The sequence below is a fragment of the Providencia rettgeri genome, from assembly GCF_023205015.1.
Lineage (GTDB): Bacteria > Pseudomonadota > Gammaproteobacteria > Enterobacterales > Enterobacteriaceae > Providencia > Providencia rettgeri_E.
Genome location: NZ_CP096258.1, coordinates 4,303,420 through 4,322,831, shown reverse-complemented (window position 1 = coordinate 4,322,831; position 19,412 = coordinate 4,303,420). Strand labels below are relative to the sequence as shown.

Annotated in this window: 15 protein-coding genes; 3 read left to right on the top strand and 12 right to left on the bottom strand. The window is 42.5% G+C overall.

Translation table 11 applies throughout. The annotated features are described in order from the left end of the window. Positions 1-13: 13 nt before the first annotated feature. From M0M83_RS19850 to M0M83_RS19840, 3 genes are all read right to left on the bottom strand, one after another. Entirely contained in the window at positions 14-3,787 is a 3,774-nt protein-coding gene (locus M0M83_RS19850) for a hypothetical protein (protein WP_248467233.1), read from the bottom strand. Between the two features lie 222 nt (positions 3,788-4,009). After that, positions 4,010-5,536 (bottom strand): glycerol kinase GlpK, encoded by a 1,527-nt coding sequence (gene glpK / locus M0M83_RS19845; protein ID WP_140172857.1) that lies wholly within the window; start codon positions 5,534-5,536, stop codon positions 4,010-4,012. A gap of 3 nt (positions 5,537-5,539) precedes the next feature. Further along, complete coding sequence (locus M0M83_RS19840) at positions 5,540-6,400, bottom strand: MIP/aquaporin family protein (RefSeq protein WP_125893490.1); 861 nt, start codon at positions 6,398-6,400, stop codon at positions 5,540-5,542. A 305-nt stretch (positions 6,401-6,705) separates the two neighbouring features. Between M0M83_RS19840 and zapB the strand changes: the two genes are divergently transcribed. Further along, a complete protein-coding gene (gene zapB / locus M0M83_RS19835; RefSeq protein WP_004265299.1) occupies positions 6,706-6,945 on the top strand; it encodes a cell division protein ZapB in 240 nt (79 codons plus the stop codon). An 828-nt stretch (positions 6,946-7,773) separates the two neighbouring features. Here zapB and rraA read toward each other — a convergent pair. From rraA to priA, 7 genes are all read right to left on the bottom strand, one after another. Continuing rightward, positions 7,774-8,298, bottom strand: coding sequence for a ribonuclease E activity regulator RraA (gene rraA, locus M0M83_RS19830; protein WP_125893488.1), 525 nt, complete (start codon positions 8,296-8,298; stop codon positions 7,774-7,776). 119 nt (positions 8,299-8,417) lie between these two features. Beyond that, complete coding sequence (locus tag M0M83_RS19825) at positions 8,418-9,341, bottom strand: 1,4-dihydroxy-2-naphthoate polyprenyltransferase (RefSeq protein ID WP_248467232.1); 924 nt, start codon at positions 9,339-9,341, stop codon at positions 8,418-8,420. Positions 9,342-9,528: 187 nt separating this feature from the next. Continuing rightward, positions 9,529-10,863 (bottom strand): HslU--HslV peptidase ATPase subunit, encoded by a 1,335-nt coding sequence (gene hslU / locus M0M83_RS19820; protein WP_125893484.1) that lies wholly within the window; start codon positions 10,861-10,863, stop codon positions 9,529-9,531. Positions 10,864-10,874: 11 nt separating this feature from the next. Beyond that, positions 10,875-11,405: an ATP-dependent protease subunit HslV gene (hslV, locus tag M0M83_RS19815; RefSeq protein WP_004265304.1), complete on the bottom strand. Its 531-nt coding sequence runs from the start codon at positions 11,403-11,405 to the stop codon at positions 10,875-10,877. Between the two features lie 170 nt (positions 11,406-11,575). Beyond that, positions 11,576-12,382: a cell division protein FtsN gene (ftsN, locus tag M0M83_RS19810; protein WP_213914545.1), complete on the bottom strand. Its 807-nt coding sequence runs from the start codon at positions 12,380-12,382 to the stop codon at positions 11,576-11,578. A 73-nt stretch (positions 12,383-12,455) separates the two neighbouring features. Beyond that, a complete protein-coding gene (cytR, locus tag M0M83_RS19805; RefSeq protein ID WP_125893480.1) occupies positions 12,456-13,484 on the bottom strand; it encodes a DNA-binding transcriptional regulator CytR in 1,029 nt (342 codons plus the stop codon). 341 nt (positions 13,485-13,825) lie between these two features. Further along, positions 13,826-16,024: a primosomal protein N' gene (priA, locus tag M0M83_RS19800; RefSeq protein ID WP_248467231.1), complete on the bottom strand. Its 2,199-nt coding sequence runs from the start codon at positions 16,022-16,024 to the stop codon at positions 13,826-13,828. A 218-nt stretch (positions 16,025-16,242) separates the two neighbouring features. On the opposite strand from priA, the gene rpmE reads away from it, so the two are divergent. Next, complete coding sequence (rpmE, locus tag M0M83_RS19795) at positions 16,243-16,458, top strand: 50S ribosomal protein L31 (protein ID WP_004265313.1); 216 nt, start codon at positions 16,243-16,245, stop codon at positions 16,456-16,458. Between the two features lie 66 nt (positions 16,459-16,524). Here the strand turns inward: rpmE and M0M83_RS19790 are convergent, their stop codons facing one another. Together M0M83_RS19790 and metJ are read right to left on the bottom strand one after the other, a co-directional pair. Further along, entirely contained in the window at positions 16,525-17,253 is a 729-nt protein-coding gene (locus M0M83_RS19790) for an outer membrane protein (RefSeq protein ID WP_213914542.1), read from the bottom strand. Positions 17,254-17,615: 362 nt separating this feature from the next. Next, positions 17,616-17,933 (bottom strand): met regulon transcriptional regulator MetJ, encoded by a 318-nt coding sequence (gene metJ, locus M0M83_RS19785; protein WP_004265315.1) that lies wholly within the window; start codon positions 17,931-17,933, stop codon positions 17,616-17,618. Positions 17,934-18,248: 315 nt separating this feature from the next. Between metJ and metB the strand changes: the two genes are divergently transcribed. Continuing rightward, a complete protein-coding gene (gene metB / locus M0M83_RS19780) occupies positions 18,249-19,409 on the top strand; it encodes a cystathionine gamma-synthase (RefSeq protein WP_248467230.1) in 1,161 nt (386 codons plus the stop codon). Positions 19,410-19,412: the final 3 nt, after the last annotated feature.

Below are 19,412 nucleotides of genomic sequence, written 5' to 3'. Positions count from 1 at the left end.
ACTGACCTTTAGATTACGCGCTGAGTAGTATATCCGCTGGTTTCAGTTGCGGAATTGATAGCACCGATGAATACAAGGAAACCGGTTCCTCTTCGGGGATTGATGATATTAACTCTGGCAAAATGACTCCTGAATTAAATATTACCGGTCGGTTGTGATCGAGAAATTCTGTATTCTCTGCTAATTGTCCTACAGGGTTTTGGTTGTTTTGTTGGAGCCAAACTAATGTTGGAGCCGCATTGTCCTGCAAGTGTTGGTCGATATGAATGAGTATTCCATCCAGTTGTAGTTCAGGGGTACTGTCTATTGTGCCTTTTATGGTTAACTGATTTTGCTGTACGGAAAAATACCACTCTTCTGCTGGTGCATTTTCTTGAACGTGTTTTTGTGCATCACTTGTCCTTAGTGTGACCCAAAAAGAGTACTGGCCATCTGGTAAGTTTAAGTGAGTAATATCAACGGTTTGTTCGAAATTTACGTCTGCGATTAAACGCTGATCAGCGGTGTGGCAAAGCAGATTCGGTATCGGTGAGTTTTGTAATGCGTGAGTATCAAGGTGATTGAGCGCAATAAAATTCAAAGAAGTATCAACTTGCTGTTTTTGACCAAATGGGTCAGATAATGAAAAATATTGTTGATGTAGGCGGCCATTTTCAACCCATTTCGCGTAGAGCGCACTGCTTGAGGTGATTTTGTCGGTGTTGACTTTACCTGTCGAAAAATCAATTAAGCCTTCTTCTGTTACAGCCCAGTAAATAGGGGCACCCTGCCAATAATTATCGAGTAACAATTGGTTAGGTACTGTTTGGCCATCATGCTCTGCAAATAGACGATTCGCTAATGAATCTGGGTTGCTGTAGTGAGAGAGCAACGAACCCATCTCTTTTTTGTCGTTTAATTCATGTACAATGAACTGAACCAATTCGCCTTTATCTGCAATATTGAAGCTCACTGCGTGTGGAATTTGTAATACCTCGGTTAATAACCCATTTGGAGTCGCATAAGTGACAGTTAATGCATAGTCACCATAAATATCATATGGGCGGCCACCGCCCGTTTTTAGATTATGGTAGTCAGCGGGGAGGTTTCCTATGGTGCGATCAACGGTGATAGTGCTATAAGGATGAAGGGAATTATCCGCCATTTTAGTAAATTGGTGCTGTATCCAATAAATCGGGACATCGCGCTGATGAGGAAATTGTTCAATTTGCGTTAGTTTATAATACTCAGCGTAATTCTGTTGGGTTAGTGTAACCCATTGTTTGTTGGTTTGATCCCAGCGCTGATAAAAACCGTCACCTGCAAACCCGCCATCTTCGGTATCTTCCCCCTTCGTTTTATTATTTTGCCAGCGTACTCTTCCACTTAAAAATTGGTGAATTTTTTGGTTATAGGCATCCGCGTGAGGCAAAAAGGCATCATAAGCACCACTTCGAAAGGGAACAAAGCTGGAAAGCATGGTTGGCATGGCTTGTTGTAAGTGACTGTGGAGATCGTGATAAGTGACATAATATTGCCTAGATTGGTTATAGGCTGGGTTTTTACCGTGACTATAATAACTGTAAGGGTATGTTGGTTGATTATTGCGATCTTTCATATCGGTATGAGGCAAGCCAAGGCCGTGACCAAAAACTTCATGAAACATCACGTTAGGTTCATGAACTCCGCCACCGTGGTTAGGTGATGCTAGTCCTAATAGCGCAGTGCCAACACTCGAAGGCAAAATTTCAACTGCGGTATATTGATAGTCAGAATTAGCATTGTTAGTCGTTTGGTATTTCTTACTATTATTGTAAGCCCAATAAATTTGTGCGCTGGGGTGGTAACCAATTTCTTCAGGGTTATCATAATGAGGATGAATAAGAGGGATGGCTTTACTATTGGAAGAGCTAAAATATGGCGTTAAGCTAGGGCGACTTACTGTGGCAGGTGCGCTATACAGTGTGAGTTGCCCGATTGGTAAGATTGTTGCCGCTTCTTTGCCCCAGCTGAGCGGGGAGTATGAATAAATACCATGCCCTTGTTGGTATAAACTGTGGCTATCAACATGAACAATTAAGTGGTTATCAAGGGTAACATTTGGGGAGAACAAACCATATTGGTTGGTTTCTTCGGTGACAATGGGTTTGCCATTAACCGTGATTACGATGTTGATATCCGGTTGTATCCACTCACCTTTTATCGGTGCTGTAAAGCGTTGCTGATGCCAATTTTGCGCTGAGACATTCATCTGTTGGGGAAACGCGGTTAATGTTTTTGGCAAATGATTTGGGCCAGTGAGTCTCACTCGACCTATTATTTTTCTTTCTTTGTTACTGACGATGGCTTCAATATTAGGCGATTTCGCCGCCGTTTCGCTGGTGATCTCCACATTCAATAGTGCCCAGCGATTAGCCGTTAAGCTCATATGTTTATCCGCCATATTTTGCAAGTGAGTCTGTGCAAGTTGAATATTATGAACTTTCATATCGCTTGGTGTGGGGTTGTAACGTCGTTGAGGTTCATGGTAAATGGGGTCTGGAACAGAAAAGGTACGCTTTCCTGGAATGCGGAGTTGCGGTGCATTTTCAGTTTGTAACTGAATGGAAAGTGGCTGTGATTGCTGCCCATTAGGTAGCATGCCGATAAAATCAAATTGATCTGAGTGGGTTTCAAATTTTGCGTTATCGGCAATATATTGCCACTCATTGGTGGCGTTATTTAGTGTTAGTCGGCCAAATTTAGGCTGCTCAAGAATTTTGTAACCCTTAATATAAGAATTGTTTGGCAGTTTTCCTGTTATGGCACCCACAACTAACTGATCAGGAAGCTCATCTGGGTTTTCGGCGACTAAAATGGGTAGAACTTGAGGAACGCTTTCTTGCGTATTATATCGAGAAATTGCCTGTTTTGTTTGTTTCAATTGGAATTGGCGAAAAATGATATTTTCACCGACAAGTTTTAAGGTATTCTTTTCATAGTGGATTTTAACTGCAGGAAGCTGATTTACTGCCATCATTTTATTAACATCAGTTTCGATGGAATGGGCAATCTGTTGCCAAGACGACGTTTCTGTAATTGGGATGTTATGTAAAGACAACGTCTTGTTATACTTGGTATTTTCTATAGATATTGAGAAATATTGGCTGTTATTCCGTAATTCATCGGTTAGCTTCAATGAGTTTATTGAATGGGGTGGTAGGGTGATGGCTTGCTGGAAGTTATGATTGTCTAAGGTGTTATTGGTTAGTTCAATGCGTTCTACTGGGCGAAGTTCATCAATGAGTTGTTGAGTAGAAGCTGATGGTTTTTTGTGTTTATCTTTGACTATCAATAAACTCCCGCCTGTGAGTTCTAACCAATGGCGAATGAGCTCGACTTGTTTGTCATTGGCATTTTCGGGTAAGACGACGATACTATAATGGCGATGCCATTGCCCACTTGGTAATAATAAATCAGCGAGCTGAGCCTGTGCTCTGGTTTCTCCATCAATCCATTCGTGGGGTGAATTAAAACTTTCAACAAACAAATTTTGCTTCGTATGGAAACTAAAGCCGGAGAAATCTTTAGTGCCGAGCGCACTTAATATATAGGTTTTTTTATTTTCACCCGCTAAACGGGGCTTATCACTTAACCAACTGAATAACTTAAATGCTTTTTCGCCGTCAGCTGATTGTTCAGGGTTATCCTTTAATGCATTTATCAAGGTGGTATCTTGCCGAATAATTGCCACTCTCCCTTTTTTATACCATCCTAGTTGTAAGTTACCTTGCTGTATTTCATCAGCAAATATTTTAAGGTTATCCATTACCAAAATCCATTTTTTGAGGGTTAATTTCGAATTTCATTGGAATGTTATTCTAAATAAACTCAAAAAAACGGTCTAATTTATTATTATTTTAATAACTGCATTTTCATTGATTAACTAATTAGTTATTAGAAGAAAGTCATACTTGTAGGGATAAAATAAAAAAGGCCATATAATTTATATGGCCTTGGGTGATTAAAAATAAAGGCGGTTAAAAATAGACTAGCCGCGGTCTTCCCACTCTTGGGCGCGTGCTACGGCTTTTTTCCATCCCTCGTATTTGAAATTACGTTCCGTCGTTTCAATACCTGGTTTGAATACACGCTCAATGGTCGCCTTGCTCTGTAACTCATCAAGATTACTCCAGAAACCAACGGCTAAACCTGCAAGGTAAGCGGCGCCCAATGCGGTGCTTTCTCGCACTTCAGGACGCTCAACAGGGGTACCTAAAATATCTGACTGGAATTGCATTAAAAAGTTATTGGCGACAGCGCCCCCATCAACCCGCAGTGCTTTTAAGCGCTCACCAGAGTCTGCTTGCATTGCATCAAGTACATCACGGGTTTGATAAGCGATGGACTCTAAGGTTGCACGAATGATGTGGTTGCGGTTTGCACCACGCGTTAGGCCAAAAATAGCGCCACGCGCATACGGGTCCCAATAGGGTGCGCCTAAGCCTGTAAAGGCGGGAACAACATACACGCCATTACTGTCTTTCACTTTAGTGGCAAAGTACTCTGAGTCTGTCGATTCATCAATCAATTTCAGTTCATCACGCAGCCATTGAATAGATGCTCCGCCCACGAATACAGCACCTTCAAGGGCATAATTGACTTCGCCTCTCGGCCCACAAGCGATGGTCGTTAACAACCCGTGGTTTGAGCGTACAGCGGTTTCCCCTGTATTTAGTAGTAAGAAGCAACCTGTTCCATAGGTATTTTTAGCCATACCCGGTTTTACACACAGTTGGCCGTATAGCGCGGCTTGTTGGTCTCCCGCCATCCCTGAAATTGGGATACGAGTCCCACCTTTCCCCCCAATATTGGTTTGCCCGTAGACTTCGGAAGAGGGGCGTACTTCAGGGAGCATTGCACGTGGAATATTGAGCGCTTTGAGAATTTTGTCATCCCACTCAAGGTTACGGATATTGAATAACATAGTTCGAGAGGCATTGGTGTAGTCGGTGACATGAACACGCCCTTGTGTCATTTTCCAAACGAGCCAAGTATCCACCGTCCCAAACAGTAATTCGCCTTTCTCAGCACGTTCACGTGCGCCTTCAACATTATCTAAAATCCATTTTACTTTGGTACCGGAGAAATAGGGGTCAACAACCAGCCCCGTATTTTGGCGAATATACTCTTCTAAATCGCGGTCATTTTGTTTTAGATGCGTACAAAAATCAGCAGTACGACGACATTGCCATACAATCGCATTATAAACAGGCTTACCTGTGGCTTTTTCCCATACGATGGTGGTTTCACGTTGGTTAGTGATCCCAATGCCAGCGACTTCATCGGTACGAATATCCGCTTTAGCGAGTACTTCGACAAGTGTTGAGCTTTGCGATGCCCAAATTTCCATTGGGTCGTGTTCCACCCAACCTGGTTTAGGATAAACTTGGGTGAATTCACGTTGTGAAATACTGACAATATTTGCATCATGGTCGAGTACAACAGCGCGTGAGCTGGTTGTGCCTTGGTCGAGTGCAACAATATACTTTTTCGCAATAGTGGTTTCAGTTGTCATAATTTAAGCCTGTTCCGAGGATTTGGTGTTTTTAACGGATAATTTTTCTGTTTTGGTCTCTTCTTCACATACCATGCAAGGTAAGTGGCGACCAATCAGTTTGCGATAGGCGAATGCGCCTAGCAGACCACCAACAATAGGTGCTGTCAATGGGACAAGGAAATACGGAATATCGCGGCCACCAGTCAGGGCAATATCCCCCCAACCTGCGAGATAAGCCACAACTTTTGGGCCAAAGTCACGAGCAGGGTTGAGTGCGAACCCTGTGAGCGCGCCAAATGACCCACCGATGACGGCAATCAAAATACCGATTAACAGTGGCGCGAGTGGGCCACGAGGGACACCGTTGCCATCATCAGTTAACGCAAGTATTAAGCAAACAAGAATGGCTGCAATAATGACTTCAATAAAAAATGCATGTGGAACGCTAATTTGTGGGGCGGGGTAGGTTGAGAAAACACCTGCAGTAAATAAGCTTTCTTGCGAGCCCCTAATAATATGGTGGACTTGCTCGTAATCGAAAAATACTGGGGAATACATTGAGTAGACTAATGCGGCTGCAAAGAAGCCACCTAGCATCTGGGCAATGATATAAGGCACGACTTTGCGTCTATCAAAACACGCAAACAGCCATAATGCGAGAGTGACGGCTGGGTTTAGGTGGGCACCCGAGGTGCCAGCGGTGAGGTAAACGGCTAAAGCAACGCCGAAGCCCCAGATAATACTAATTTCCCATAAGCCTAGTTGTGCACCCGCGATTCTAACGGCAGCAACACAACCTAGACCAAAAAAGACCAGTAGCGCAGTCCCTAAAAACTCTGAGATGCACTGACCGGTGAGTGATGTAGTCGTCATTTGGCTCATACGTTTCTATCCTACGAAAATGAAAAATATTGTAATGTTTTTTTAAGTTAAGATTTTCTAATCGAAAATCATTAACTGTAAATTTATCGTTAAAGAACATAAACGAGAAATATCGAAATTGAAAAGTGTGTGTTACATCACCAAAACGAAATAAAACAATCAAAAATAGTGACGGATTCGACCTTTGCGGTGTGATCTGACCAGTGTTTTTTAATGAAGGTTATTACGATTCAGAAGGAAGGAACTGGACACAGAGGATCATGCTACTTACAATCGTGTAAAAGCTGATAAGGGAGACCAGAATTATGTCATTTGAAGTATTTGAGAAACTCGAATCCAAAGTACAACAAGCGATTGATACAATCACACTGTTACAAATGGAAATCGATGAACTAAAAGATAAAAACGGTGCGTTAAGCCAAGAACTTGAAACCGCAAAATCAGGTACGGATTCATTAGTGCGTGAAAATGAACAATTAAAACAAGAGCAGCAAGCTTGGCAAGAGCGTCTGCGGACTTTGCTCGGTAAGATGGAAGAAGTGTAATTTCTCGTCATACTTCGCGTTGTAGGGGTGTTGGCTTCGTCTCTTCGCCCTAGTCACATACTTATGTATGCTCCTAGGGTCTTATCGACTTTGCCGCCTACCTACAACACGAATTATTTAGAGAAATGTTTGTTATGCCTCACATTGTAGGGTGTTGGCTTCGTCTCTTCGCCCTAGTCACATACTTATGTATGCTCCTAGGGTCTTATCGACTTTGCCGCCTACCTACAACACGAATTATTTAGAGAAATGTTTGTTATGCCTCACATTGTAGGGTGTTGGCTTCGTCTCTTCGCCCTAGTCACATACTTATGTATGCTCCCAGGGTCTTATCGACTTTGCCGCCTACCTACAACACGAATTATTTAGAGAAATGTTTGTTATGCCTCACATTGTAGGGTGTTGGCTTCGTCTCTTCGCCCTAGTCACATACTTATGTATGCTCCCAGGGTCTTATCGACTTTGCCGCCTACCTACAACACGAATTATTTAGAGAAATGTTTGTTATGCCTCACATTGTAGGGTGTTGGCTTCGTTTCTTCGCCCTAGTCACATACTTATGTATGCTCCCAGGGTCTTATCGACTTTGCCGCCTACCTACAACACGAATTATTTAGAGAAATGTTTGTTATGCCTCACATTGTAGGGTGTTGGCTTCGTCTCTTCGCCCTAGTCACATACTTATGTATGCCCCTAGGGTCTTATCGACTTTGCCGCCTACCTACAACACGAATTATTTAGAGAAACTTTCATCACACCTCATGTTCTAGAGTATAAAAATAAGGGCTGCAATAATTTGCAGCCCTTATTTTTAGAATTTTTAACGGATTATGCGTCGATATTGTCATCTTCGATAAAATCGTCGTTCTCAGACGGGATTAATGGCTCTTCAGAAAGGATAATGCCAGTGTTATCGGCATAAAGGTAATCGCCTGAGAAGAAAGTGACGCCGCCGAAATTAACGCGGATATCACTTTCACCGATACCTTCATCAGGGCAACCTGCAGGCATCGCAGCGATAGCCTGAATACCGAGATCAAGTTCCATCAGCGCATCTACCTGACGGACTGCACCATAAACCACAATACCTTCCCAGTGGTTATCAACGGCTAGCCTTGCAATTTCAGCGTCAATGAGTGCCTTACGGACAGAGCCGCCGCCATCAACGAGTAGGATACGCCCTGTGCCATCCTCTTCCAGCAAATCATACACTAGGCCGTTATCTTCAAAACACTTAACTGTAATGATTTGACCGCCAAATGAAGTACGTCCACCAAAGTTGGAGAAAAGGGGTTCTACCACGTTAACGCTTTCTTGGTAAATATCGCAGAGTTCGGAAGTATCATATTTCATAGGAGTTAGGTCTTTTTTGCTGCAAGAGGTAACCAGTATATCCCTTTTGAACGGTACTTGGCAAAGTTACCCGCCTAAAAATAGGCGGAAAAAGTCAAAAAAACGACAAATAGTGATTATTATTTGCTCATTACAACGCCAATAGAGAATAAAACGTTGGTCACGAGTGCCGCTTTTACCATATTTTCCAGTAAAGGACGCATACCTTCTGGCGTTGGGTCACTCAGAACACGGCGTAAATGGTTCATCAGCATTGGTACGGCAAGTGAAAATAGCCAACCGCTCCAGCCGTGTAAATAAATTAGATTAAAAAAGGCCAAACATAAAATAGCCGCAACAATAATAATGGCGTGATAAACGCGAGCCCCTTGGGGGCCTAAGCGCACTGCTAGGGTATTTTTACCTGCTTTAATATCGTTTTCGATATCGCGCATATTATTGATATTCAATACCGCGACAGAGAGCAACCCACACGCCGTTGCAGGTAGGACAGTGATGATATTAAAACTATTTGCTTGTAAATAATAAGTCCCAATAACACTTAGCCAGCCAAAGAATATTAAGACAGAGATATCCCCTAACCCTAGGTAGCCATACGGTTTCTTGCCGACGGTATAGGTAATGGCCGCAACGATAGCGATGAGCCCTAATGCGACAAAACCAATGGCATCCTCGGGTTTTTCACAGGCGACAATAATTAACAGTAAGCCGGAAAGACAGGCAGCCGTAATATTGAGCTTCAGCGCTTTTTTCATATCCGCTTGCGTGATAACGCCTTTTTGCATGCCACGTAATGGACCAATACGTTCAGCTGTATCAGAGCCTTTGACCGCATCACCATAGTCATTCGCAAGGTTAGATAAAATCTGTAATAAACCCGCGGTGATAAGTGCTAATAAAGCGACGGGCCATTTAAAATTATTCGTTAAATAAGCGAGTGCAGAGCCTGTCACAATCGCAATCACCCCTAATGGTAGGGTTTTAGGGCGGAGACTTTCAATCCAAGCTTGTTTACGACTTATTGTTGTGGATGTCGACTGCATGCAGTTACCTATAATTCAAACTCTTTAGAGACGTGTTCTTGATAGTTTAATGACCCATCATATAGAGAGATACCTGAATATTTTCAATGTAATGGGCGGAATATTTAATAGAAAAAAGTGCAGCGATAAAAGCTGCACTTTAGTCGATGTATATTAAGGATACATGAAAACCAGATAATTAATAAGATTATAAAATAAATCTACTCAAGTCTTCATCTGCCACCAGCTCATCTAAGTGCTGTTTGACATAGTCTGCATCGATTTGGATGGTTTGTCCGTTACGGTCACTGGCATCAAAAGAAATATCTTCCATTAAGCGTTCAAGCACCGTGTGTAAGCGACGAGCACCAATATTTTCGGTTGACTCATTGACTTGCCATGCTGATTCCGCAATCTTACGAATGCCGTCAGTCGTGAATTCGATATTCACGCCTTCTGTCGCCATCAACGCTTTATACTGTTCAGTTAATGAAGCGTTTGGTTCAGTCAGAATTCGCACAAAATCTTCCGTTGTTAGTGCTTGTAGCTCAACGCGAATTGGTAGACGGCCTTGGAGCTCAGGGATCAAGTCTGATGGGCTCGAAACTTGGAACGCACCTGAAGCAATAAACAGGATGTGGTCAGTTTTGACCATCCCGTGTTTAGTGGAAATCGTGCAGCCTTCGATTAATGGCAGTAAATCGCGTTGAACCCCTTCACGGGACACATCTGGGCCTGAGCTTTGTCCACCACGCTTACAAATTTTGTCGAACTCATCGATGAAAACAATACCATTTTGTTCAACGGCTTCAATCGCTTGTTCTTTCAGTTCTTCAGGGTTGACTAATTTAGCCGCTTCTTCTTCAACGAGCAGTTTGAATGCCTCTTTGATTTTCATCTTACGAGGTTTTTGCTTTTGGCCTGCTAAGTTTTGGAACATGGATTGTAACTGATTAGTCATCTCTTCCATGCCTGGAGGCGCCATGATTTCAACGCCCATAGGGGAGGCAGCGACTTCGATTTCAATTTCTTTATCGTCTAATTGGCCTTCACGTAATTTTTTACGGAATGCTTGACGAGCTGGAGAATGCTCATCTGTTGGCTCAGACTGCCCCCAGTTATTTTTTGCTGGTGGGATAAGCACATCTAAAATACGCTCTTCAGCCATTTCTTCAGCACGGTAGCGGTTTTTCTCGATAGACTGTAAACGCACCATTTTAACGGCTGAATCAGTTAAATCGCGAATGATGGAGTCAACTTCTTTACCAACATAGCCGACTTCAGTAAATTTGGTCGCTTCAACTTTGATAAATGGCGCATTGGCTAATTTTGCAAGGCGGCGAGCAATTTCAGTTTTACCTACCCCTGTTGGGCCAATCATCAAAATATTTTTTGGGGTAACTTCGTGACGTAATATTTCGTTTAACTGCATACGGCGCCAGCGGTTACGCAGAGCAATCGCAACAGAGCGTTTGGCTTTATTTTGGCCAATAATATGATTGTCGAGTTCGCTGACAATTTCGCGTGGAGTCATTTCGGACATACTAGCAATCCTTATGATTTTGAAGAAATTTCTTCAAAGTTGACGTTATGGTTGGTGTAAATACAGATATCACCTGCAATTGCGAGGGCTTTTTCAGCGATTTCTTTAGCGCTTAAGTCTGTATTTTCTAACAAAGCACGTGCGGCTGATTGCGCATATGGGCCACCGGAGCCAATGGCAATCAAGTCGTTTTCCGGTTGAACCACATCGCCATTACCCGTAATGATCAGTGACGTGTGTTCATCAGCGACAGCTAACAAGGCTTCTAATTTACGAAGCATGCGGTCGGTACGCCAATCTTTAGCAAGTTCAACGGCTGCTTTGGTTAAATGACCCTGATGAAGTTCGAGTTTGCGTTCGAACAGTTCAAATAATGTGAATGCGTCTGCGGTGCCACCGGCAAATCCGGCAATGACTTTGTCGTTGTATAAACGGCGAACTTTGCGGACATTGCCTTTCATGACGGTATTACCCATCGTCGCCTGTCCATCACCACCAATTACGACCTGGCCATTACGGCGAACACTTACGATTGTTGTCATGAGTTAGCCCCTGGTTTTATTACAAAAAAAGAATGCGGTTGAATGTGATTTTCAAAAGATTAAATTCAAGTGATAGTTGTTTAATTAACTATCACTTGAACTAGGTTGAAGACACAAAGTACCGCTCATGAGTACATTAAAACAGTACATGGGGGGGGCGCTGGGGTTTTTCAACCCCCAGAAGCTCGAAGAATACAACCAGAAACACCTGCACCTGCTGCGCGGTCACGCATTTTTTCGGCCGTGGGCTTGGAATAAGGGCCTAAAATAATACGGTGCCAACCGCCACCAGCACTTACACGGCTTTCAATACCTGAAAATGCCAAAGTGGCTTGTACAGACCCAGCTTGTTCAGCTGTACGGAATGAACCGCATTGAACAATCATATTTTGCAAATTGTTGGCCGGTTTAGTACTGGGTGCAGTTTGTGGTTGAGCCGCGGGGGCAGGTGATTGAGCCTCAGGCTTCGTAGGTGTATTGACCACCGGTTTACGTTGTACTGGCTCGATAGGTTGAGCGGGCTCATTGATAAGCACTTGGGAGCGCGGCACCGGTTTACCGTTTGCAGGGATTTCTTGCAAGTTAGTGACAGGCTGGCGTCTATCAGAATCGATTTGTTCTAATAGCTGGCGCTGCTCAGGTGTTAAATCGGATGGGCGCACAATATTATTGCCTGTGCTTGGTTGTTGAATATTTGGCGAATCCATACCACGACGTTCGAGCTCTTTAATATAGCGCCAACGCTCTTCAGGTTTTGGTGGAAGCGTGTTTCCCGGTGTTGTTGGTGTGACAACTTGGGGTTGCGGCGTGTCCTTTTTGTTTTGGGTGATGTAAAACAGGCCGCCAACAAATAGCACAACAATCGCGACAGCGACAACCAATGTTGTCATTGGTAGTCCTTGTGCTTTCTTGGATTTACCTTTGCTTTTTTTACGGGCGGATGAACGCCCTCGAGCTACATAATCTTTTTGTGCCACGCTATTAATTCACTAGTTATCAATTGTTCGTCGTCATTTGGCTTAACATGTTACTTAACCTGAGCAACTTTGACTAGCTTTTAGGCGCTTTTGTGCTCTCTCTGATGATTAAATCAGAATCTAGGAGACGTGAACCTGGGTTAACATTGTGTCCATGGATCTGCTCAAGTAGTAACTGCATGGCATGATGACCAATTTCAGCGCGAGGCTGGTTGATGGTTGTTAGGGCTGGCAAGGTGTACTTTGCTTGCTCTAAGTTATCGAAACCAACAAAAGAAAGGTCATCTGGGAGCGTTAAACCCATTTTTTTCGCTTGCCACATCGCGCCAATTGCCATGATATCACTATGGCAAAAGATTGCAGTTGGTGGTTCAGGCAGTGACATTAATGTTTTTACCGCTTCTGCACCACCTTCATGGGTAAAATCACCACGAATAATATAATTTTCACGCAATTTTTCGCCTGTGCGCAACATAGCTTTTTTATAACCTTCTAAACGGTATTGACTTAAAGGCATATGGTCAGGGCCTGCAATACAAGCAATCAGTTTATGGCCTTGTTTTTGCAAATAATGTGTCGCATTAAATGCGGCGGTGAGGTTATCAATATGTACAGTAGGCAGTTTTAGTTCAGGGGCAAATTCATTTGCCATCACAATCGGAGGGAGGTTTTTCTGCTCCTCAGTTGAGATATCGAAGGGAATATTTGAGCCCAATAAGACCATGCCATCAATTTGTTTGGTAATAATGAGATTAATAAAGGCATTTTCTTGTTTTTCTTGGTGTTTGCAGTCCCCAATCAAAACAAAATAACCTTCTTGAGCAGCGATTTCTTCAATTCCGCACACGACATCACTAAAGAAAGGGTCACGGATATTAGGAACGAGTACTAGAATCGTTTTTGATTCATTGCGCTTATAGCTTCTAGCAAGGTTATGAGGATAATAGCCCACATCCATCACCGCTTGTTCGACTTTTTGGCGTGTTTGCAAAGAAACTTTTTCCGGGTTCATGAGTGTTCTAGATACTGTCGCTGTCGAAACCCCCGCGGCACTAGCAACATCTTTCATTGTTGCCGTGTTATTGTGTTTTTTACTTTCCACAACGCCTTCCTTAGATTGATTTAATCGTTTGCTTTTTTTGAATGGCGCAAGTACGTCATTATTAGTGGTTATTCTAATTGGTTTCTCAAGAATATCTGTTACCTAGTTTGCATAAAAAGTGTGACTTGCATCATTTTTTAGAGCTGCTTCGCAAATTTTGAAAATAATGCTAAGGGCAAAAAGATAAACGAAACTCAATGTGTATAAAAAACGCTCAAATTAGCTGTTTAGCATTATAGGGTAAATAATTCAAAGTTATCAACATACTGCGAAGAAAATATTGGCAGGGTTTATAACGTTAAATGGTTAGATAAAATGAATCATTTAGCATGAGTAATGAGTTAACAATCTGTCGGGTCAACATCAATATTCCATTTTACTTTACGACTTTCTGGCTGTTGAAGAATTTCTGGTAGTCGCTTCGTCATAAACTGCTGTAGATAAAGGCGGGAAGGGTGTTGCAATAGCAATTGCCAGCGGAATCGGCCACCGCGTTTGGCTTGAATCGACGGCGAAGGGCCTAGGATCCACATTTTCGCGTCACTTTGGGGATGTTCAGCAATATATTGCCGCACATTTTGCAGAAATTGACGTGAATCTTGGTTATTGTGATCTTCCGAGCGTATCAATATATGGCTGGTGTAAGGCGGTAACATCGCGACCCTACGCTCTTCCATCGCTTCTTGGGTAAATGCGTGATAACCCTCTTCAAGCAGTGTGAGTAACAGAGGGTGCTCGGGATGGTGGGTTTGTAAGAACACTTCGCCTTGCTTACCGGCTCGTCCCGCTCGGCCAGAAACTTGCACGTATAATTGAGCAAACCGTTCGGCTGCACGAAAATCACTCGAAAATAAAGCCCCATCGACATCTAATAAGGCGACTAAGGTAACATCAGGAAAGTGGTGGCCCTTGGCGAGCATCTGCGTACCAATGAGAATGCGAGCCCCTCCTTCGTGCACTTGGTTCAAATGCTGCTCTAGTTCCCCTTTGCGACTGGTGGTATCTCGGTCAATACGGGTAACGGGGGTATCAGGGAACAGTTCACAAATCCCTTCCTCAAGTTGCTCAGTTCCCATACCAACAGGCACTAAATGCGTTGAACCACATTGTGGGCATTGGCGAGGAACAGGGCGCTGGCTATCGCAATGGTGGCAGCGTAATTGATGAAAATTTTGGTGCAGGGTGTAATAGTGGTCACAACGCTGGCACTCTGCAATCCAACCACATTCATGGCAAATCAATGCAGGGGAATAACCACGGCGATTTAAAAATAAAATCACCTGATTGTTTTGTGCAAGGTGCTCTTTAATGTGTTGAATTAATAAGTGTGAAAGGCCAAATTTTAGTGGCTGGCCTTTTAAGTCAATAAGGTGTTGAGTCGCGGGGCGTGCATTACCTGCCCGAATAGTGAGATTTAATTGCCGATATTTATGTTGTTGAACATTGAATAAGGTTTCTAATGATGGCGTCGCAGTACCCATGACAATCGGTATATTGTTCTTTTTAGCACGGAAAACCGCTAAATCACGGGCATGATAACGCCAGCCATCTTGCTGTTTATATGAGCTGTCATGCTCTTCATCAATAATAATAATGCCAAGGTGGGCGAAAGGGGTGAACAGTGCCGAGCGAGTCCCAATAATAATGGCATTTTGCCCTTGCTTAGCGCGTAACCAAACAGCTAAACGCTCGCTATCGTTCAGCCCTGAGTGCAACACATCAACGGGGGCATTGAAGCGCTCACGAAAACGGCTAATGGTTTGTGGGGTCAAGCCAATTTCAGGTACCAAAACTAAAGCTTGTTTACCTTGGGCAAGGACATTTTCCAATACACTTAGGTACACTTCCGTCTTACCGGACCCTGTGATCCCAGCGAGCAGCCATGGTGAAAATTGGTCATCTTCAGCACGTATAGCACCGACAGCTGTCGCTTGCTCACTATTAAGACGCAGCCTTTCACCACAAACTGTGAAGCTTGGTTGCCACTTTTCGCTAGTCGGTGGAACGGGGTGCAAATCAATATAAGCTTTCTTTTTCAGTGCTTGCAAAGCGCTTTCACTGATTTCAAGCTCACTGACTTGATGGCGATAAACGGGTCGACGACGCAGAAGTGCAAGAGCTTGCTGCTGTTTTGGAGAACGTTTTAGCTCATTAAGGTCAACCGCTAAGCCTTCATCCGTTACTTGCCATTGCCAAATAGGGGTAAATTCAGCGGGTTTACCTTGGCGCAACAGCGTGGGTAATGCGTGGAAGAGTACTTCGCCTATTGGGTAATGATAGTACTGAGAAGACCACAGTAAGAGTTGCCAAATATCATCAGGGAAGAGTGTTTGGTGGTCGAGAACCAACTCGATGGCTTTTAATTTATCTTCAGCAAACTCGCTTTTATCGCTGTGCTTTACCACAATACCAAGGGCTTGGCGCTTGCCAAATGGCACCATAACACGGCTGCCGACAACAGGGAGTGGCATGTTATCAGGAAGGCGATAATCAAATGTGCGGTTTAAAGGGACAGGTAAAGCCACCTGAACGACGATCATATCTGGTTTTCCGTCTGTTTTTTATGCGATAATGCGAGCGATTGTTGACTAGAGTACCACAAAATTTACTCGGTTTTCATTGCGTGATAAACAGAATTTCTGTATGATCCGCCGCCTTTGGTATCTATTTTTACCAATATATTAAATTCAATCAACACGACGTGTGGTGTCCGGCGTTAGGGCTGGAATGGCGACACGGCCTTAATAGAGGTTCTCCCATGAAAAAAGGTATTCACCCTAAATACGAAGAAGTTACTGCAACTTGTTCTTGCGGTAATGTAATGAAAATTAATTCAACTGCTGGTCACTCGCTGAACCTGGACGTTTGTGGTAACTGCCACCCGTTCTATACTGGTAAACAGCGTGATGTTGCGACTGGTGGTCGTGTTGATCGCTTCAACCAACGTTTCAGCATCCCAGGTTCTAAAAAATAATCGAACTTGTGAAATGCGAAAAAAAGGGAAACTGAGTTTCCCTTTTTTAATGCCTAAAATAAGCCGTTAGAAACGGTAAAGCACACCAAACATGATGTCATTACTACGTACTTTCACTTTAGACTTGAGCGTTTCGCCATCATCTTTATAGCTTACGTCAGATTTGCCAGCATCTAAGAAACGATAGCTTAAATCTAATGAAAGGTTATCATTAATTGCATATTGTGAACCTAAACCTAAGCTCCAAGCAAAGTTACTGTTGGTTTTCGATTTAGATAATGAATCATAACCATAGTACATACCCTGATGGCTTTTTTCTTCGTATGAATAACTAGATTTATGCTTAATACTTGCTAAACCTAATCCAACGGATACGTAAGGGGTAAAATTGGTTTCATTTTTGAAGTCATAATAAGCATTAACCATGAAGGTATTTAATGTGATATCGTTTTTAATGTCATCTGAAGCGGTAAAGAAACTATTGTTTTCATAGAAAAGATTATGTTTAGATGAAGCTTTACCTCTTAGTGTAATGTCTAATTCAGCGCGCAACGGAAGAGATGTCATATCATATAAGTCATAACCTAATGCAATACCACCACCGAATACTGCCTTGGTTTTGCTGCCGTTGTTATAGCTTTCATAAAAACCTACATCTGATTCTTCCCATTTCTGGTCTGATAATTTAAGAATAGATGTACCTAATTTTCCAGAAACATAAAAACCATTACCAGATGCCATAGCCAGACCACTAAACGTAAGGCTTAAAAGAGAAGCTAAAATTACTTTTTTCATTGCTTATTTACCATTTAATAGTTAGTTAAATATCCTTATCTATTATATGGCATAATTTTCAATTGATTTAAGTTAAATTACTCTGTTATTGATAAACAAAACAAATAGCTACTAAAATATTAAATTAGTTAATCAAATAGAACTAAAACATAAAAAAGCACAAAAAGCTAAAGTGTTATCCTGTTAATTTTAACCGTGTTTAATGTTAATGAATCAGGTTTGGCAAATGAGTAAGAACCTATTTAGTTCTAGTTGAATCTAAACTAATTTATCGGTATTTGGGAAAAGTAGGGGGGGGGGAACTACGCCGCAAGGCTTGCGACGTAGTTAAAATTAGGAAATACAGGCGTAGCAAATGGAAATTAATATTCCCACGTTTCCGGGTCGATACCTAATTCACGCATAATTTCTTTTGCTGCTTCAGGGATCTCGTCATTACGCTCTTTACGCAAATCTTCATCATTTGGCAGTGGTTGGCCTGTGAATGCATGTAAAAAAGCTTCACACAGGAGTTCACTGTTAGTGGCATGGCGTAAGTTGTTAATCTGACGACGAGTCCGCTCATCAGTTAAAATTTTCAGTACTTTTAATGGGATAGATACTGTGATTTTTTTAACTTGCTCACTCTTTTTGCCATGTTCAGCATACGGACTGACATACTCACCATTCCATTCAGCCATGGGATACCTTGGATATTTTCAGTAATAATTAAAAATAATATGCACATTCTTTTTAATAGAAACTTAATCTAAGCTTTCAAGGATGAAGAACTGCATACAAACGTGACGACACTTAACTTAGTTTATCACAATATTTTTTGTGAAATGAGTAAGTTAAGCTGATTTGTGTGATTGACTATCAATTTACACATCATAATTAAGGTTGATTATTCCATTAGTTGATATAAACGTAAAGAGGTTTAGACGTCTAGATATATTGACGTCCAAATATCCGATGGGTATGATTTAGCCTATCACTGTTCAGGAGAAGCGTTTATGACTTACAAGCCGTCAACTATCGCAATTCATAATGGATTAAATGAAGATCAACAATTTGGTTGCGTAGTGCCTCCCATTTATTTATCCAGTACCTATAATTTTACTGACTTTAATGAACCGAGAGCTCATGATTATTCACGTCGTGGAAACCCAGGGCGTGATATTGTGCAAAAAACATTGGCACAACTTGAGGGGGGGAGTGGTTCGGTACTAACTAACAGTGGGATGTCTGCGCTTCATTTGTTATGTACCGTTTTTCTGCAACCGGGGGATTTACTCGTTGCGCCACATGACTGTTACGGTGGAAGCTACCGGTTATTTAATAGCCAAAACCAGCGTGGGGCTTATCAGGTGCAATTTGTCGACCAAAGTGATGAATCTGCATTGCAGGCAGCATTAGCGAAAAAACCCAAATTAGTGTTAATCGAAACACCAAGTAACCCACTATTAAGAATTTTTGATATACAGCATATTGCCCAGTTAGCCCATGATGTAGGGGCATTAGTCGTTGTCGATAATACTTTTTTAAGCCCAATTTTGCAGCAGCCTCTTTCACTCGGCGCAGATTTTGTGGTGCATTCATGCACTAAATACCTGAATGGCCATTCTGATATCGTTGCAGGAGTGGTGATTGCGAAAGAAGAAAAGTGGGTAATAGAGCTTGCTTGGTGGGCGAATAATATTGGTGTTACTGGGGGCGCTTTTGATAGCTATCTACTCTTGAGAGGTATCAGAACGTTATCTCCACGTGTATTACAGCAACAGCAAAATGCACAAGAGATCGTAAAATATCTTAAATCACAGCCTTTAGTGAAAAAATTGTATTATCCTGCGTTAGAAGATCACCCCGGGCACGAAATAGCAGTAAAACAACAAAAAGGCTTTGGAGCGATGCTGAGTTTTGAATTTGCAGGTGATGAGTCACAACTTCGCCATTTTCTTCGCTCTCTCAGCTTGTTTACATTAGCGGAGTCATTAGGTGGTGTGGAAACATTGATTTCCCATACCGCGACAATGACGCATGCAGGTATGTCAGTAGAAGCCCGTGCGCAAGCGGGGATCACAGATAGCTTGCTAAGAATTTCAGTGGGAATTGAAGACTCTCAGGATTTAATCACAGACTTAGACCACGCATTTAAGGTTGCGGCACAACGTTAGCGG

Bases quoted from the DNA above. Each gene is read 5' to 3' on its own strand.
- hslV (WP_004265304.1), bottom strand. From the start codon at position 11,405: ATGACAACAATCGTAAGTGTTCGCCGTAATGGCCAGGTCGTAATTGGT.
- hslU (WP_125893484.1), bottom strand. From the start codon at position 10,863: ATGTCCGAAATGACTCCACGCGAAATTGTCAGCGAACTCGACAATCAT.
- M0M83_RS19790 (WP_213914542.1), bottom strand. From the start codon at position 17,253: ATGAAAAAAGTAATTTTAGCTTCTCTTTTAAGCCTTACGTTTAGTGGT.
- M0M83_RS19840 (WP_125893490.1), bottom strand. From the start codon at position 6,400: ATGAGCCAAATGACGACTACATCACTCACCGGTCAGTGCATCTCAGAG.
- M0M83_RS19850 (WP_248467233.1), bottom strand. From the start codon at position 3,787: ATGGATAACCTTAAAATATTTGCTGATGAAATACAGCAAGGTAACTTA.
- metJ (WP_004265315.1), bottom strand. From the start codon at position 17,933: ATGGCTGAATGGAATGGTGAGTATGTCAGTCCGTATGCTGAACATGGC.
- M0M83_RS19825 (WP_248467232.1), bottom strand. From the start codon at position 9,341: ATGCAGTCGACATCCACAACAATAAGTCGTAAACAAGCTTGGATTGAA.
- zapB (WP_004265299.1), top strand. From the start codon at position 6,706: ATGTCATTTGAAGTATTTGAGAAACTCGAATCCAAAGTACAACAAGCG.
- rraA (WP_125893488.1), bottom strand. From the start codon at position 8,298: ATGAAATATGATACTTCCGAACTCTGCGATATTTACCAAGAAAGCGTT.
- metB (WP_248467230.1), top strand. From the start codon at position 18,249: ATGACTTACAAGCCGTCAACTATCGCAATTCATAATGGATTAAATGAA.
- glpK (WP_140172857.1), bottom strand. From the start codon at position 5,536: ATGACAACTGAAACCACTATTGCGAAAAAGTATATTGTTGCACTCGAC.
- rpmE (WP_004265313.1), top strand. From the start codon at position 16,243: ATGAAAAAAGGTATTCACCCTAAATACGAAGAAGTTACTGCAACTTGT.
- priA (WP_248467231.1), bottom strand. From the start codon at position 16,024: ATGATCGTCGTTCAGGTGGCTTTACCTGTCCCTTTAAACCGCACATTT.